17 protein-coding genes and 1 other RNA gene are annotated in these 14,305 nt (G+C 57.3%); 10 read left to right on the top strand and 8 right to left on the bottom strand.

Annotated features, from left to right (window positions below; genetic code table 11):
• The first annotated feature begins 104 nt into the window (after nucleotides 1-104).
• An RNA gene (gene rnpB / locus ACR3EH_RS04640) (RNase P RNA component class A) lies at nucleotides 105-497 on the top strand.
• A gap of 6 nt (nucleotides 498-503) precedes the next feature.
• Here the strand turns inward: rnpB and ACR3EH_RS04635 are convergent.
• From ACR3EH_RS04635 to ACR3EH_RS04625, 3 genes are all read right to left on the bottom strand, one after another.
• Nucleotides 504-836, bottom strand: a complete 333-nt coding sequence (locus ACR3EH_RS04635) for a GYD domain-containing protein (RefSeq protein WP_171092518.1) — start codon at nucleotides 834-836, stop codon at nucleotides 504-506.
• 67 nt (nucleotides 837-903) lie between these two features.
• Entirely contained in the window at nucleotides 904-1,746 is an 843-nt protein-coding gene (locus tag ACR3EH_RS04630; protein WP_171646612.1) for a DUF2182 domain-containing protein, read from the bottom strand.
• 13 nt (nucleotides 1,747-1,759) lie between these two features.
• Nucleotides 1,760-2,395 (bottom strand): DUF1326 domain-containing protein, encoded by a 636-nt coding sequence (locus tag ACR3EH_RS04625; RefSeq protein WP_171092514.1) that lies wholly within the window; start codon nucleotides 2,393-2,395, stop codon nucleotides 1,760-1,762.
• A gap of 266 nt (nucleotides 2,396-2,661) precedes the next feature.
• Between ACR3EH_RS04625 and ACR3EH_RS04620 the strand changes: the two genes are divergently transcribed.
• The 3 genes from ACR3EH_RS04620 to ACR3EH_RS04610 all read left to right on the top strand — a co-directional run bounded on the left by ACR3EH_RS04620 (nucleotide 2,662) and on the right by ACR3EH_RS04610 (nucleotide 4,392).
• Nucleotides 2,662-3,369 carry a DUF533 domain-containing protein gene (locus ACR3EH_RS04620; protein WP_171185120.1) on the top strand — a complete coding sequence of 236 codons (708 nt, stop codon included), beginning with the start codon at nucleotides 2,662-2,664 and terminating at the stop codon, nucleotides 3,367-3,369.
• A 127-nt stretch (nucleotides 3,370-3,496) separates the two neighbouring features.
• Nucleotides 3,497-3,664: a 50S ribosomal protein L33 gene (gene rpmG, locus ACR3EH_RS04615; RefSeq protein ID WP_037309480.1), complete on the top strand. Its 168-nt coding sequence runs from the start codon at nucleotides 3,497-3,499 to the stop codon at nucleotides 3,662-3,664.
• Nucleotides 3,665-3,885: 221 nt separating this feature from the next.
• Nucleotides 3,886-4,392 (top strand): hypothetical protein, encoded by a 507-nt coding sequence (locus ACR3EH_RS04610; protein WP_171185118.1) that lies wholly within the window; start codon nucleotides 3,886-3,888, stop codon nucleotides 4,390-4,392.
• Nucleotides 4,393-4,521: 129 nt separating this feature from the next.
• Here the strand turns inward: ACR3EH_RS04610 and ACR3EH_RS04605 are convergent, their stop codons facing one another.
• Both ACR3EH_RS04605 and ACR3EH_RS04600 read right to left on the bottom strand, forming a co-directional pair.
• The gene (locus tag ACR3EH_RS04605; protein WP_171092507.1) at nucleotides 4,522-5,259 is read right to left on the bottom strand and encodes a Bax inhibitor-1/YccA family protein; all 738 of its coding nucleotides are present in this window, start codon (nucleotides 5,257-5,259) and stop codon (nucleotides 4,522-4,524) included.
• Between the two features lie 183 nt (nucleotides 5,260-5,442).
• Complete coding sequence (locus tag ACR3EH_RS04600; protein WP_171092506.1) at nucleotides 5,443-5,652, bottom strand: DUF1127 domain-containing protein; 210 nt, start codon at nucleotides 5,650-5,652, stop codon at nucleotides 5,443-5,445.
• 127 nt (nucleotides 5,653-5,779) lie between these two features.
• Here ACR3EH_RS04600 and ACR3EH_RS04595 point away from each other — a divergent pair, with 127 nt between their 5' ends.
• Entirely contained in the window at nucleotides 5,780-6,661 is an 882-nt protein-coding gene (locus tag ACR3EH_RS04595; protein WP_171185116.1) for a LysR family transcriptional regulator, read from the top strand.
• Between the two features lie 6 nt (nucleotides 6,662-6,667).
• On the opposite strand, the gene ACR3EH_RS04590 is transcribed toward ACR3EH_RS04595, so the two are convergent.
• Entirely contained in the window at nucleotides 6,668-7,624 is a 957-nt protein-coding gene (locus tag ACR3EH_RS04590; protein ID WP_171185114.1) for an NADPH:quinone oxidoreductase family protein, read from the bottom strand.
• Between the two features lie 330 nt (nucleotides 7,625-7,954).
• Between ACR3EH_RS04590 and ACR3EH_RS04585 the strand changes: the two genes are divergently transcribed.
• The 3 genes from ACR3EH_RS04585 (at nucleotide 7,955) to ACR3EH_RS04575 (ending at nucleotide 10,607) form a co-directional block, all read left to right on the top strand.
• On the top strand, nucleotides 7,955-8,326 hold the full coding sequence (locus tag ACR3EH_RS04585) for a helix-turn-helix domain-containing protein (RefSeq protein ID WP_171092502.1): 372 nt from the start codon (nucleotides 7,955-7,957) through the stop codon (nucleotides 8,324-8,326).
• A gap of 40 nt (nucleotides 8,327-8,366) precedes the next feature.
• The gene (gene hisN / locus ACR3EH_RS04580) at nucleotides 8,367-9,158 is read left to right on the top strand and encodes a histidinol-phosphatase (RefSeq protein WP_171185112.1); all 792 of its coding nucleotides are present in this window, start codon (nucleotides 8,367-8,369) and stop codon (nucleotides 9,156-9,158) included.
• A 114-nt stretch (nucleotides 9,159-9,272) separates the two neighbouring features.
• Nucleotides 9,273-10,607, top strand: coding sequence for an 8-oxoguanine deaminase (locus tag ACR3EH_RS04575; RefSeq protein ID WP_171185110.1), 1,335 nt, complete (start codon nucleotides 9,273-9,275; stop codon nucleotides 10,605-10,607).
• Here the strand turns inward: ACR3EH_RS04575 and guaD are convergent.
• Entirely contained in the window at nucleotides 10,604-11,890 is a 1,287-nt protein-coding gene (gene guaD, locus ACR3EH_RS04570; RefSeq protein ID WP_171185108.1) for a guanine deaminase, read from the bottom strand. The two genes, ACR3EH_RS04575 and guaD, sit on opposite strands and share 4 nt — an antisense overlap.
• Nucleotides 11,891-12,029: 139 nt before the next feature.
• Here guaD and mgtE point away from each other — a divergent pair, with 139 nt between their 5' ends.
• Entirely contained in the window at nucleotides 12,030-13,424 is a 1,395-nt protein-coding gene (mgtE, locus tag ACR3EH_RS04565) for a magnesium transporter (protein WP_171185106.1), read from the top strand.
• Nucleotides 13,421-13,978, top strand: coding sequence for a 5-formyltetrahydrofolate cyclo-ligase (locus tag ACR3EH_RS04560; protein ID WP_171185104.1), 558 nt, complete (start codon nucleotides 13,421-13,423; stop codon nucleotides 13,976-13,978). The genes mgtE and ACR3EH_RS04560 overlap by 4 nt, the downstream gene beginning before the upstream one ends.
• A 3-nt stretch (nucleotides 13,979-13,981) precedes the next feature.
• On the opposite strand, the gene ACR3EH_RS04555 is transcribed toward ACR3EH_RS04560, so the two are convergent.
• The gene (locus ACR3EH_RS04555; protein ID WP_171092489.1) at nucleotides 13,982-14,209 is read right to left on the bottom strand and encodes a putative hemolysin; all 228 of its coding nucleotides are present in this window, start codon (nucleotides 14,207-14,209) and stop codon (nucleotides 13,982-13,984) included.
• Nucleotides 14,210-14,305 lie beyond the last annotated feature (96 nt).

Genomic DNA, 14,305 nt, shown 5'->3' with positions numbered 1-14,305 from the left:
AAAATACCTCGGGGTTGAATTGGCCGCAGGCCAAGAAGGGGCTGGCCCCTTTCCCCGCTTTCCACTCTTGACGTCGCAGGGCGCAAAGCCTACCCATCCCCCGCGCGGAGGGCCGGATGGCCGCTGGGGTCGCAAGGCCCGAGAGGAAAGTCCGGACTCCACAAGACAACGGTGCCGGGTAACTCCCGGGCGGGGTAACCCGACGGAAAGCGCCACAGAAATCAGACCGCCACACATGTGGTAAGGGTGAAACGGTGGGGTAAGAGCCCACCGCGCCGCTGGCAACAGGGGCGGCACGGCAAGCCCCACCGGGAGCAATGCCAAATAGGGTCCCCGCGCGGGATGGTCGGCGTCTGCCGATACCACCGCTAAGCGCGTCTTGGCTGAGAGGGACCGGGTTGGCAGCTTGAGCCGTGCAGCAATGCACGGCCTAGAGGAATGGTCATCGAAGGGGGGTAACCCCGGAACAAGATCCGGCTTACAGGCCCTCCGCGCGTATTGAATTACCCTCCGGGCGGCGTGTAAGCCCCGGTCAGCCGGGCGGCTTTTTCGGTGACCGCGACGAATTCATCCGCGGTCCAGGCGCGGACTGTCTCGATATTCGTCACTGCACCCGACGCGGCAACGGCCATGCCCACTGCGACGGCGTCGGTCCCGTCGGGGGCTTCGCTGATCACAACAACATCGTTGCCACCCGTGGTCATGTAAAAAGACAGCAACCTGCCGCCGACTTTCTCGAGCAAGGTTTTGACCGGGCCTGTGCGGTTCTCGGGCTTCTGCAACATGCCTTTGACGCCAGCTTGCGAGTAAGATGCATAAGTAATGAAAATGGGCATTGAAACCTCCGAGTTTTGACAATCAATTGGGGCCATTGCATCGGCTGGCCCCTTGGGCCGATTGGTGTCAGCCGCCGGTAAGAAACGGGGCCGCGATTAACCAAACTCCTGCACCGATCAGTGCCAAACCCGAGACCGGAACCAGCCAACGGGCGGTGGGGAGCAGTTTTTCAAGCGCCACATAGGCGGCAATGCCGACGATCCAGTACAGGTTCATGATGCCGCCGACGAACAGCAGCAGCATCAAAGCCCAGCAGCACCCCAAGCAATAGGTGCCATGCAGGCCGCCGGTTCTGAACGCCCCCAAAAGACCGGGGTGGTTGTGGTCCGCCAGAAATCGGGCGGGGCTTTGGCAATGACGCAGGCACGCGGTCTTCAGCTCCGAAAATTGATAGGCGCCCGCAGCCAGCAAAACGATTCCTGCAAAGGCGCCGGAACTTATTGCCATCATCGGACCGTCAGACAGTCCGATATGCTCTAACCCCCATTGCAAGGCGGTTGCGGCAAGACTGAAGGCCGCCCACGCCACCAGATAGCCCGACAGAAAGCACAAGCTGAATGTCGCGGCACGCGCTTTGTCTGGCCCTACGCGCTTGAGCGCGGTGAACAAAAGCACAGCAGGCGCAGCGCTTGGGGTCATCATGGCAATCATCATGACCCACCACATAAGAAAGATCAGCAGGGCGTAACCGATGCTCCAGGCTGTGGCAGAACCCATGGTCATGGGCTCGCCAATCGGGCCCGCCATCCGCGTCATTTCAACTGCGGACATATTCATGCCAACCCCGGCCACCGTGTACCACGCGGCAGCAAGAACGATCAGCAGAACGCTGCCCAAAACGATCACAGTGTCCTGTCGCAACAGCCGTTCAACGGCTCCGGCGTGGTGCGAGGAGTGTTGCCTTGTCATGAGGCACCCAAGTTTAAGCGCCCAATACGCCGTGACCCGAGATGTTCAGATGCGCCAGATGGGCGTGCGTGGCATCAAAGGTCAGGCTTATCTTGCTGCCGGTGGTTTTTGCCGAACCCGACGCAGCTTCGGCCTGGCGGTATTCGAACCCGTTTGGCAGTTGGATCGCCGCCCGATGTGGCGCGCCTGAGACGATATGGGGAATTGGGCTGACTTCAACGTCGAAAACACCCGTTACCTTTGCATACCCGCTGCGATCTTCGCGGCTCCAGTCCAACTCAATCGGAACGAACAGTGTTTCGTGCTTGGTCGGGGCCATCGCGCTGAAGACGTACCAGAATGTGGCCATTTCGTCGGTGTCTTCTCCGGTCATGATTGCCTGCAAGGCGGCCCGCTGATCGGCCGAGGCGCTTTCATCGATGATCAGTTGCATCTGACCGTTGCCTTCATGAATAGGTCCCGGCCAATGGTAAACACCTGCCGCCCGAAGACCCCCCAGATCAGTGTCGCCATAGTGGCCGCTTTGAATGTCGAAGACGACGACCGCCTCGCAATTGCCATGAGACGGCAAAACGCTGAACTGGCAAGGGCAGCCAAAGTTGCAATTGCAATTGGCCAATTCTTCGGCCTGAATAACCCATTCTGTCATGATAACCCCCCAAGAAAAGTCGTTTAAAACAACTCTGCTCAACGCGGGGCGATCCCGCACATGCTGCCTCGGAAATCGAGCCTGGATTTGGCTTCTTGGATGCTCGAACGTATCACAAATCCGTGATATGTACAAACATGACTCCGATTAAGCTGCGAGATACAAGCTTTACTACGAGGTCTAATCGCGCGTGAGTTGAATGCGGTATTCGATTTTACGTTCGGCTGTTAGGTTTGAGGCACAGATTTTAATCCGGGAGGTTGATTATGAGTTTTATGAAAACGCTGGCGTCTGTGGCCATCGGGTTTGCTGCGGCAAAGGGCATGGACAAGTATCAGAAAATGGGTGGAATGGCGGGTCTGCAGGATATGATGCAGGGCTCGGGTGGTGGATTTGGTATGGACCAGCTGGGCAAAATGGCCGAGCAATTTGGCTTGCCCGGAGGTGCAGCAGGACTTCAGGACATGATGGGCAAAATGGGACTCGGCGGCAGCGCTGCTGGAGCTGCTGGTTTAGGAGGCTTGTTGAACGCAATGCAAGGGGCCGCGAAAACGGCCAACCAACAGACCGGTGACATGATGGAAACTGTGTTCAGTGGCACCCCGGCTGGCGCAGCGATGGAAGCACAAGCCAAACTGATGCTGCGCGCCATGATTCAGGCGGCCAAGGCGGATGGCGAGTTGGATGATCACGAAAAAGAAATCATCCTGGGTGAATTGGGCGACGACATCAGCGACGAGGAACGGGCGTTTGTACAAGAGCAGTTGAATGCACCGATTGATGTCATGGGATTGGCGGCTGATTCTGGCGCGCCGCTGAGAGCACAAATCTACGCCACATCTCTTGCCGCCATTCGTCTGGATAACGCGCGCGAAGCGTCTTACCTGCGGCAATTGTCCACTGCGCTGGGCCTCTCAGACGCGGAAAGAGACCAGATTCACACGTATATGGGGGCCCCGACCCTGACGGATTGATCTCGGGAGGGATTCCTACTGCAGGATAGGCCGATTGGCCTTGACATAGTTGGTGCAGCGCGTAAAAGCGCACGCTCATAGGAATTCAACCGAAAGGCCCCTGCCTTTTCGGACGCAGGAGATAACCATGGCGAAGCCGACGACAATCAAGATCCGCCTGAACTCGACCGCGGGCACGGGCCACTTCTACGTGACCAAGAAAAACGCGCGTACCATGACCGAGAAAATGACCATCCGTAAATACGATCCGGTCGTTCGTAAGCATGTTGAGTACAAGGAAGGCAAGATTAAGTAATCTGCCGTTCCACGTGGACATTTTTGTAAAAGGGGCTCTGTTTGGCAGAGCCCCTTTTTTCTGTTCAGTTCCGCGGCCCTGTGGTGATAAGTCTGGGGCAATCTGATGCGCCTCCGTTGCAGCGGCGCATCAGCGGTCGGGGCAATCGCATCGGCTGCGGCTTGCTTTTTACGGCACCCTGCCAGTACGCTTCAGCAAACCGCCACAAAATGTTGAGCGCCATGAAAAAAATCTTGTTGTCCACCTTCGCCGTCCTGACCCTCTCGGCCTGTGAAGATCCGTTTAACCGTGAAGGTGTCGGATTCACCGGAATCGATGGAGAGCCGCGCACTATCTCTGATGTACCGGGTGCTGTTGCCTTTCTTCCAGAGGCCACAAACGTGCCGGCAGAACTGGCAGAGCTTCCGACCGTGACTTTGCTGGTCGATGAGACCGATCCGTCCAAAGTTGCATCAGTGGCAATCGACAATGGTGGTCAGACGCCGAATACAGCTGTTCAGCTCGAGGGCAGCGACACCGACCTGTTCCTCAGCACTGTCAGCGTCAACGGAACGTTGTTCGGTGTATTGCGGACTTCAACCAACAGCGTGAAAGTCGACAACTCAATTGGGATCGGCTTTGCAGAAGAGACCGAGCGATTCACCGGATGCCTGCCCGCGGGCAACGTGTTTCGCAAAGGCACGTCCGAGCGGAGTTCCGGATTTGCAGTTCCTCTGAATTGTAGCTGAGCGGTTTGAACCCAGAATAGGGCCTCACCTGATTGGTGGGGCTTTTTTGATTCTGGGGATCGGGAAAAATGACGGGTAAAAAGAAAAGGGCCGGTCAATGACCGGCCCTTTCGACGAGAAAAGAAACTGTTATTCGCGGCTACCCAGCAGTTGCAGCAGGAACATGAACATGTTGATGAAGTCCAGATACAGGTTCAGCGCGCCCATGATTGCGGCTTTGCCCAACCACTCCTGATCGCCTGCGTGAGCCATCTGAAGGTAGGTGGTCTTGATTTTCTGAGTGTCATAAGCGGTCAAACCTGCAAAGATCAGAACGCCCAGGATGGATACGGCAAACATAACGGCAGGCGATTGCAGGAAAAGGTTGATGACCATTGCAACAACCAGACCAATCACGCCCATCATCAGGAAGGTCCCCATGCCCGAGAGGTCTTTCTTGGTGACATAGCCGTAAAGCGACAGCCCGGCGAAGGCGATTGAGGTTACCAGGAAGACCTGAGCAATCGAAATGCCGGTGAAGGCAACAAATATCCAGCTGAGCGACAGGCCCATGACCGCCGCAAAGACGTAGAAGAACAGTTGGGCACCCGCTGCCGACAACCGGTTGATTGCAGCACCAAAGCCAAACACCATGGCCAGCGGAGCAAACATGATGATCCAACCCAGGATGTTCGGGCTCAGCGTGACCGGATCACGGAATACCGAAAGCAATTGAGGGTTTGAACCAACGGCCCAGGCCACGGCGAACGTGATCAACATGCCCACGGACATTGTGCCGTAGACTTTGTTCATATGGGCGCGCAGGCCCTCATCAATCTCGGCGGCGCGCGCGCCGGATGCCGTCCGGATCGTGTCGAATTGTGCCATCAAAGGGTCTCCCTTATCGAAAAGTTTAGTCGCCCCGGCAGTGCGGGGCGGTTTCCCCGTAAATATCGGCAACTAGAGGCTGTGTTTCAAGAGATTCCGGGCGAAAACCGACTAAAACACGCAACAAATTCGGCGACAGGTGATGCAAAGCCACCCATCGCCGTTAAAAAGTGAGTTTTGAACTTATCTTTTCCAGAAATCAGGCGCATCCCAGAAGAGCCGACGCGCCTCGGCAGAGGCTTCAGCGCGGGTCACTCCGATGTCCTCAAGCGCGGCATCATCCAGTTGTGCCAGTTCACGACGCTGCCGGTTCAGTTCCAATGCCCGAAAAAACCGCGACATCAGGGACAGTTTGGCTGGGCTGCAAGTCGTATGAAGTGCAATTTGGGTCATGATCTTTGTCCTTTCCAGGTTTTTCGATGCTTTCTGTATTCGGCATCAATTTCCTTGATTGATATGGAGGCATATGACATATTTTAAAAACGAATATTTTTGATGACACACATAAGGAGTCGTGAAGATGCGAAATCTGGACATTACGACCCTGCGATCCTTCGTGGCGGTTGCGGATCAGGGCGGTGTCACACGCGCCGCTGGTTTTTTGCACCTCACGCAATCCGCAGTGTCCATGCAGTTAAAGCGGTTGGAAGAGCTGCTGGGTTTGGAATTGCTGGATCGCAGCGGTCGCACTATCGCTTTGACGGCGTCAGGCGAGCAGTTGCTGGCTTATGCCCGCCGGATGATTTCCCTGAATGATGAAGTCATCAGCCGTCTGACGGATCAGGCATTCGAGGGCGAAGTGGTTCTGGGTGTGCCCCATGACATCGTCTATCCGGCGATCCCGCGGGTTTTGCAGCGGTTCAACGTGGATTTTCCGCGTGTGCGTGTGCAATTGGTGTCGTCGTATTCGCTCCAGCTGAAAGACATGTACAAGCGTGGTGAATGCGACTTGATCCTGACAACCGAGCCATCCACGGCAGAGGGCTCAGAAACCATAGCAGAGCTTCCTTTGCGCTGGATTGGTGCGCCGGGCGGGTCTGCGTGGCGCAAACAGCCGCTGCCACTGGCGCTTGGGCGTCGATGTCTGTTCCGACCGCAGGTGATCTCGGCACTGGATGCCGCTGGAATCCCGTGGGAGCTGTCGGTTGAAACTGAAAATGACCGGACCATCGAAGCCACGGTCAGTGCCGATCTTGCGGTGCACGCGATGTTGGACGGAACCGAAGCCTCGCACCTTGAACAAATCGAGTCTGGTGGCGCATTGCCTGACTTGCCGGCCCACAAGATCAACCTCTATGGCGGCGAATCGGGCCGTGGCGCGGTCGTCGAGGCGTTGGCGCAGTTGGTGCGTCAGAACTTTCGGATGCTGGGTGGCACACCGCTGCGTGCGGTGGTGGGGTAAATGCGATCAGGGCGTGATCACGATCTTGCCCGTCGACTTCCGCTGTTTCAGCAGTTGCATTCCCTGGGCGACATCATCAAGCGGCAGAGTGTGGCTGATATGTGGTTTGATCCGCCCTTCTGTATGCCACTGGAAAAGGGTCTCGAAGCTGTTGCGCACAGCTTCGGGGCGAAACTTCAGGTATCCGCCGATATAGAAACCGATAACGGTCAGGTTCTTAACCAATAAGTGGTTTGCCGGAATCTGTGGAACCTCGCCCCCGGCAAAACCAATCGGAAGCAAACGGCCCTCGGGGTTGGTGGCGCGAAAGGCGGCTTTGAACACGTCGCCACCGATGGCGTCATAAACCACGTCAGCACCGCCCAACGCTTTGACGCGCTCCCTCAGGTCTTCTGAGGTGTCGATCAGGTGATCAGCCCCTGCGGCCTGGGCGACGGCAAGCTTTTCCGTACCGCGCGCCTGCGCGATCACCCGGGCACCCATAAGTTTGCCAATCTCGACAGCCGTCAAACCAACGCCGCCCGCCGCACCGGTGACCAACAGCGTCTCGCCCGGTTGCAATCTGGCCCTGTAATCCAGCGCCATGTGACTGGTGCCATAGGCGATCTGTATCGCTGCGGCATCTTCGAAACGCATGGCATCTGGCAACAGGATGGCTCGATTCGCGTCAAAAACGCCGAATTCTGCAAGCCCGTCCTTTCCAGAATAGACTGCGATCCGGTCCCCCGGCATCAAACTTGACACGTCCGGCCCGACCTCATCCACGACACCCGCTATTTCCATACCCAGCGTAAACGGGGCAGGGGGCGTGTCCTGATACGTGCCCTTTTGCATCAGAAGATCGGCAAAGTTCAGGCCACAAGCCTTGATCGCCACACGCACCTGACCCGGGCCCGGAACCGGGACATCAAGGTCGCACAACTGCGCCGCTGCTCCGTCAGATTGAACGCAATAGGCCCGCATCACTTTCCTCGCATTTTGGGTCATAGGCGCGCGTGAGTTGGCGAAAGTCAATTAATTTAGCATGACGGCGGGTACCGGAAAGCAAGAGGTCTTTTGTCAACATTGCGATCCGGAGCGCTGGGTAATTCTTTATACAACCACAACCCTTCTAAAGGGGGTGTGACTCAACCGTCTTGAAAAAAATTCAAAAACCGGCATTATAAACGCTTAGTGCTGTGTAGGGGGCGGTACAGTCCGTATTAGGGGGTAATTAAGGGGAACCCTCTATGCATGCGATAGCGGACGTCGCGACCTCCCACGCAGATGTTTGTGTAGTATAGGAGAATACCAATGACTCATCACGTCGATGTCCATGTGGGCAAGCGCGTTCGGCATCGCCGCTGGCTGATTGGCATGACCCAACAGCAGTTGGCGCAACAAGTTGGTATCAAGTTTCAGCAGATCCAAAAATATGAGACCGGAGCCAACCGAATCAGCGCATCCCGCCTTTGGGACATCGCCGAGGCATTGGAAGTGCCGGTCAGCTTTTTCTTCGAAGGACTGGAAGAAGCCCAAAAAAGCGACGCGGAAAAGAAATCCGTTCCTGCCGATCTTATGGGCGACAAGGAAGCGCTGGATCTGGTGCGTTCTTACTATGCGATTCCGGAAAACCAGCGCCGCCGTCTGTTCGAACTGGCGCGGGTTCTCAGCGACGTCGCCTGAGTGACTTGACTTTGTTGGGCGTTGCTCGCACCTGGGGGCCATGCAACCGACAGCTTTGAACGACATCGAAATCGCCGAAGAAATGGCTGACGCAGCGCGCGCGGCCATTCTTCCTTTTTTTCGTCAAACCAATCTGGAAACAGCAAATAAGCTGACCGATGGGTTTGATCCGGTCACAGTGGCTGACCGTGCAGCCGAAAAGGCGATGCGAGAGGTTTTAGCCGTGCGCCGCCCCGAAGACGGCATTCTGGGCGAAGAGTTTGGTGAGCTTAAAGGCAGCAGCGGCCGAACTTGGGTTCTAGACCCGATTGACGGCACGCGCGGTTTTATCAGCGGCACACCAACCTGGGGCGTTCTGATTGCGCTGAGCGATCAGAATGGACCGTTTATGGGGGTCATTGATCAGCCCTATATAGGAGAGCGCTTTGTGGGATCGCCATCCGGCGCTCATTTTTCTGGTCCGTTGGGCACCCGCAGTATGAAAACCCGCGATACCAATACACTGGATCAGGCAACTCTGTTTACTACGTTTCCCGAAGTTGGAACCTTGGAAGACCGGAAAGGGTTTCAGACCGTATCCGAGCAGGTGCAACTGACGCGGTATGGAATGGATTGCTATGCGTATGCGCTGCTTGCGGCAGGGCAGGCGGATCTGGTGATCGAAGCAGGTTTGAACTCTTACGACATTCAGGCGCCCATTGCGGTCATTCAAGCGGCAGGCGGGATCGTGACAGATTGGCAAGGTGGCCCAGCGCATGATGGTGGTCGTGCCTTGGCAGCTGCAAACGCGGACATTCATGCCGCCGCCCTTGAGATCCTGCGCCATTTCTGAACACTGTTGCCGCGCACAAGAATGGCGGTTAAACCGGATATAGCCGGTTCTTGAGCCCGTTTTCCGCCGGCCAACGCACTCCTTGCATGAAACGGGCAGATGCAGGAGAGCGATATGACCGAAATCCTACTCAAGAACGCTGACCATATCCTGACGATGGACGACACCCGGCGGGAATTGTCCGGGTCTGACATTCTGATCCGCGATGGGCAAGTTGCCCAGATCGGGAAGGGCTTGCAGGCGCAGGGCGAAGTTCACGATGCCTCGGGCTGTCTGGTGACACCTGGTCTGGTGAACACCCATCACCACCTTTACCAAACCCTGACCCGTGCCGTTCCGGGCGGTCAGGATGCGTTGCTGTTTGGGTGGCTGCAAACGCTTTACCCGATCTGGGCAAGGTTCGGACCGGATGAGATGTTCACCTCTGCCCAGATTGGCTTGGCTGAACTGGCGCTTTCGGGCTGTACGCTCAGCTCCGATCATCTTTATCTCTACCCCAGCGGCGCGCGGCTCGAAGACACGATTTCTGCTGCGTCCGAGCTGGGGATGCGGTTCCACCCAACGCGTGGCGCCATGAGCATCGGCGAGAGCGACGGTGGACTGCCGCCGGACATTCTGGTGGAAGACGAAACCGCCATTCTGAACGACATGATCCGTGTTGTTGACGCGTTTCATGACCCGTCTGAAGGGTCGATGTGCCGCGTTGGCCTTGCTCCGTGTTCGCCGTTCTCTGTCAGCCGTGAGCTGATGCGCGATGCAGCTTTGCTGGCGCGAGACAAAGGTGTGATGCTTCATACGCATTTGGCTGAAAATGATGAGGACATTGCTTATTCGCTGGCGCAGTTCGGGTGCCGCCCCGGTCAGTATGCCGAAGATTTAGGCTGGACCGGCCCCGATGTCTGGCACGCCCATTGTGTCAAGCTGGACGGGGCCGAAATGGATCTGTTTTCACGCACCAAAACAGGCGTGGCCCACTGCCCGTGTTCCAATTGCCGCCTTGGTTCCGGCATCGCACCGGTGCGTGCGATGCGCGACGCGGGAGTCAAGGTCGGCCTTGGCGCAGATGGGTCAGCCAGCAACGACAATGGCAACCTAATGCTGGAAGCCCGGCAGGCCATGCTGCTGCAGCGCGTCGCCAATGGCGCAGATGCGATGTCGGCTCGCGAAGCGTTGGAGATCGCGACGCGTGGCGGGGCCGATGTGCTGGGTCGCACCGATTGCGGCCGGCTTATGCCCGGCACACGCGCGGACATCGCGGTGTGGGACACTGGCTGCATCGAAAGCGCAGGCAGTTGGGATCCTGCCGCGTTGCTTCTCGCGGGGCCGATGACCGTTAAGCATCTGTTTGTCGAAGGCCGTCAGATTGTACGGGATGGGCATATCACTACGATTGATCTGCCACGTGTGATCGAGCGTCAGAATGCGCTTGCGCGGGCGTTGCAGGCTTAAGCAGCCTGTTGCCCGCCGATCCAAACCTCGGCCACGGCCCGATCATCACCCATCATGATGGTCGGGAAGACTGCCTCCCACACATCGTTTGCATGGGCCTCGCGCTGGGCGATGGCTGGGGTCGAGGCGAGGTCCAGCACAACCAGATCCGCCTCCATCCCCGGTGCGACATTTCCGATGCAGTCATCCATGCGCAGGCTACGCGCGGACCCGACTGTGCCCAGCCACAGCAATTGCGCCGGATGCAGCGGGCGGCCACGCAGTTGGCCGATCTCATAGGCCGCCGCCATTGTGCGCAGCATCGAGAAACTGGACCCGCCGCCTGTGTCCGTGGCCAGACCGATGCGGTGGCCATCATGGATCAGACCGCTCATGTCAAACAGACCCGACCCGATGAAGGTGTTCGAAGTGGGGCAGTGGATCAGTGAGGCATCAACTTCGCGCAGCCGATCGCGCTCTCGGTCCTCCAGATGGATGACGTGCCCGTACAGGCCGTTTTGACCCAGCAGGCCAAACTTCTCGTAAGTGTCCAGATAGTCCCGCGCGTCGGGGAACAGAGACTGAACCCATTCGATTTCATCTGTTTGCTCGCTCAGATGGGTTTGCATCAGGCAATGAGGATGCTCTGCCCAAAGCGCGCCCATCGCCTCAAGCTGTTCGGGGGTTGAGGTCGGCGAAAAGCGCGGGGTGATGGCATAGGACAGCCGGTCGATACGATGCCACTTTTCCAGCAGGGCTGCTGATTGATCGTAAGCAGTCTGCGCTGTGTCTCGCAGACCTTCTGGCGCATTGCGATCCATGCAGGTCTTGCCCGCCACCACCCGCTGTCCACGTTGCTGCGCAGCCGTAAAGAATGCATCCACACTTTCGGGGTGGATTGTGCAAAAGCTGCACATCGTAGTGGTGCCATGTGCGGTGGTCAGATCCAGATAGCGATTGGCGATTTCACTTGCATAGACGGGATCGCCAAACTTCATCTCTTCCGGGAAAGTGTAGGTGTTCAGCCAGTCAATCAGCCGCTTTCCCCAACTGGCAATCATTGCCGTCTGCGGGTAATGCACATGCGGGTCAACAAAACCGGCCATGATCAGATGATTGCCGTGATCCCTGGTGACCGCATCAGGATGAGCCAGCGCCAAAGCATCGACGGCGCCAACATCTGCGATGCGCCCGTCTTCTATCACAACCGCTTCGTCCAACCGCGTGGCGTCGGTCGGCTCTCCGTCAAAGGGTGAGCCGATAAAGCTCAGAACGCGCCCTTTCAAAAGCGTCTTTTGCGCCATTTGCCCTGTTCTCCACCTGTTTGGAACCACGCATCAGCATAGGCGGACGAAAGAAGTGGGTAAATCGGCGCATTGTCATTGTTTTCCGGTAGCTGCTTCTTCTATTTAGAAGCCAATCGCCGAATAAAGGGGGCAGCGCATGACGACAGGCAGTGACGAAGCCGGACACGATCTGCCCCGGGAGGACGACGCTTATGCACTGGATCCCAAAGCCGTGGCTGCGATCCTCTATGCAGTGGATATCGATGATCGCGAAAAGCTGATCGAGTTGATGGAGCCGCTGCACGCGGCTGACATCGCTGACCTTCTTGAACAGATCAACCCGTTTGACCGGGCCCGCCTGATCCGCCTGTATGACAAGGAATTCGACGGCGACATCCTATCCGAACTGGATGAATCGGTTCGGGAAGAGGTGATCTCGGTCCTGAAGCCTGATGTTCTGGCGGACGCTGTGCGCGAGATGGAAAGCGACGACGTCGTTGACCTGCTCGAAGACCTTGAGGAGCTTCAGCAGGAAACCATCCTGGATGCGCTGGAGGATTCCGAACGGATCGCCGCCGAACAGGCGCTGTCCTACCCTGAAAATTCGGCCGGCCGTCTCATGCAGCGCGAGGTCGTCATGGCGCCCGAGCATTGGACCGTTGGGCAAACGATTGATTTCATGCGCGCCAATGATGATCTGCCCGAGCAGTTTTATCACGTGGTGCTGGTCGATCCGCGCCTGAAGCCAGTGGCGCAGGTTACTTTGGGCAAGCTGATGGCGGCCCGACGTGAGGTGCCGTTGCATGATCTGACGGAAGAAGAATTCCATATCATCCCTGTCGATCAGGACGAGGAGGACGTGGCGTATGCCTTCAATCAGTACCACCTGATCTCGTCCCCGGTTGTGGATGCTGATGGACGTCTGGTTGGTGTCATCACCATCGACGATGCGATGGTGGTTCTGGATGAAGAACACGAAGAAGACATCCTGCGTCTTGCCGGTGTCAGTGACGAAAGCTCTATTTCCGACAGTGTCGCAGCGACCAGTCGGCGGCGGTTGCCTTGGCTGGCGGTTAACCTATGTACCGCGATCTGTGCCTCGCTGGTGATTTCACAGTTCGAGGCTGCGATTGATCAACTGGTCGCACTTGCCATACTGATGCCGATTGTGGCCTCGATGGGGGGCAATGCGGGCACGCAATCGCTGACGGTGGCGGTGCGTGCTTTGGCGACGCGAGACCTGACCAATGCAAACGTGATGCGTGTTATCCGGCGCGAATTGTTGGTCGGCATGCTCAACGGGCTATGCTTTGCCATCGTGTTGGGTACCGTGGGGATGTTGTGGTTTGACTCTCCGCTATTGGGTGTCGTGATCGGATCGGCCTTGGTCGTGAACATGATCATCGCCGGGTTCGCGGGTACGGTAGTACCTGTCGTGCTGGACCGTTTGGGTGTTGACCCGGCGCTGGCGTCCGGAACCTTTGTGACGACTACAACGGATGTCATGGGGTTCTTCATCTTTCTTGGCCTTGCCAGCGTGGTGCTCTTGTGACCGATCTGACCGAAATCAAAGCCGCAGCCCGTAAGGCGGCCTTTGCGCGCCGCAAGGCTGCATTCGATACGCGTTTGCCCGGTGCAGCCGGACGGTTGTCCGAGGTTCTGGCGGGGCATCGGGGCGTACCCATGTCAGGCTATATGCCCATCAGAACCGAGATCGACCCTCTGCCCGCGATGGCCGAGGCATCGGCTTACGGGCCGGTTGGCGTGCCGGTCATTCAGGCCGCTGGTCAACCTTTGAAATTCTCTCGCTGGACGCCCGAAGGTGTGCTGAAAGATGGCCCGTTTGGTGCCAAAGTGCCCGAGGTGGATGACTATTTCGATCCCGAGATTCTGGTCGTGCCGCTGGTCGCGTTTGATGCAAATGGCGGTCGGCTGGGCTATGGCGGCGGGTTCTATGATCGCACGCTAGAAGGTTTGCGCGCCAAACGCCCGACGCTGGCCATCGGTTTCGCCTTTGACGCGCAAGAGGCCGAGGGCCTGCCGTTGGAGCCAACAGACCAACCGTTGGACATGGTCATCACGGAAAGTCGGGTGCTGACCTTCTAGCTGTTATTGCTCGAAATGGCTGCGCAAGTAATCCCAGGCATCCACTTCGGTGCCGTCTTTAAGGATACAGACGCCGTAGACGCTGCCATCTTCGTTTTTCCGAAGTTGATACGTCCCGTCGTTTTCGATGCAAAATGTTGCTGCGGGGTTGGGCATGGAGGTTTTGGTGCCTTCGGCAACGGCAGCCGAAGCAAACAAGACGCTGGCCGTCAGTAGAACTAAAGATTTCACGAAGAATTCCTTCTATATTCAAACGCTCTTTAAAAACATTGCCACAGGTGAATGTGAATTCAACCCTCAACTTGGCGGCAAATTTCATGCTTCCGC

Source organism: Ruegeria sp. BG7, assembly GCF_056535685.1.
This window is presented reverse-complemented; position numbering and strand designations above follow the sequence as displayed.

Coding starts and splice junctions, on each gene's coding strand:
- guaD (WP_171185108.1), bottom strand. CDS start 11,890: ATGGCGCAAAAGACGCTTTTGAAAGGGCGCGTTCTGAGCTTTATCGGC.
- ACR3EH_RS04610 (WP_171185118.1), top strand. CDS start 3,886: ATGAAAAAAATCTTGTTGTCCACCTTCGCCGTCCTGACCCTCTCGGCC.
- ACR3EH_RS04605 (WP_171092507.1), bottom strand. CDS start 5,259: ATGGCACAATTCGACACGATCCGGACGGCATCCGGCGCGCGCGCCGCC.
- hisN (WP_171185112.1), top strand. CDS start 8,367: ATGCAACCGACAGCTTTGAACGACATCGAAATCGCCGAAGAAATGGCT.
- ACR3EH_RS04595 (WP_171185116.1), top strand. CDS start 5,780: ATGCGAAATCTGGACATTACGACCCTGCGATCCTTCGTGGCGGTTGCG.
- ACR3EH_RS04620 (WP_171185120.1), top strand. CDS start 2,662: ATGAGTTTTATGAAAACGCTGGCGTCTGTGGCCATCGGGTTTGCTGCG.
- ACR3EH_RS04635 (WP_171092518.1), bottom strand. CDS start 836: ATGCCCATTTTCATTACTTATGCATCTTACTCGCAAGCTGGCGTCAAA.
- ACR3EH_RS04630 (WP_171646612.1), bottom strand. CDS start 1,746: ATGACAAGGCAACACTCCTCGCACCACGCCGGAGCCGTTGAACGGCTG.
- ACR3EH_RS04625 (WP_171092514.1), bottom strand. CDS start 2,395: ATGACAGAATGGGTTATTCAGGCCGAAGAATTGGCCAATTGCAATTGC.
- ACR3EH_RS04590 (WP_171185114.1), bottom strand. CDS start 7,624: ATGCGGGCCTATTGCGTTCAATCTGACGGAGCAGCGGCGCAGTTGTGC.
- ACR3EH_RS04585 (WP_171092502.1), top strand. CDS start 7,955: ATGACTCATCACGTCGATGTCCATGTGGGCAAGCGCGTTCGGCATCGC.
- mgtE (WP_171185106.1), top strand. CDS start 12,030: ATGACGACAGGCAGTGACGAAGCCGGACACGATCTGCCCCGGGAGGAC.
- ACR3EH_RS04600 (WP_171092506.1), bottom strand. CDS start 5,652: ATGACCCAAATTGCACTTCATACGACTTGCAGCCCAGCCAAACTGTCC.
- rpmG (WP_037309480.1), top strand. CDS start 3,497: ATGGCGAAGCCGACGACAATCAAGATCCGCCTGAACTCGACCGCGGGC.
- ACR3EH_RS04575 (WP_171185110.1), top strand. CDS start 9,273: ATGACCGAAATCCTACTCAAGAACGCTGACCATATCCTGACGATGGAC.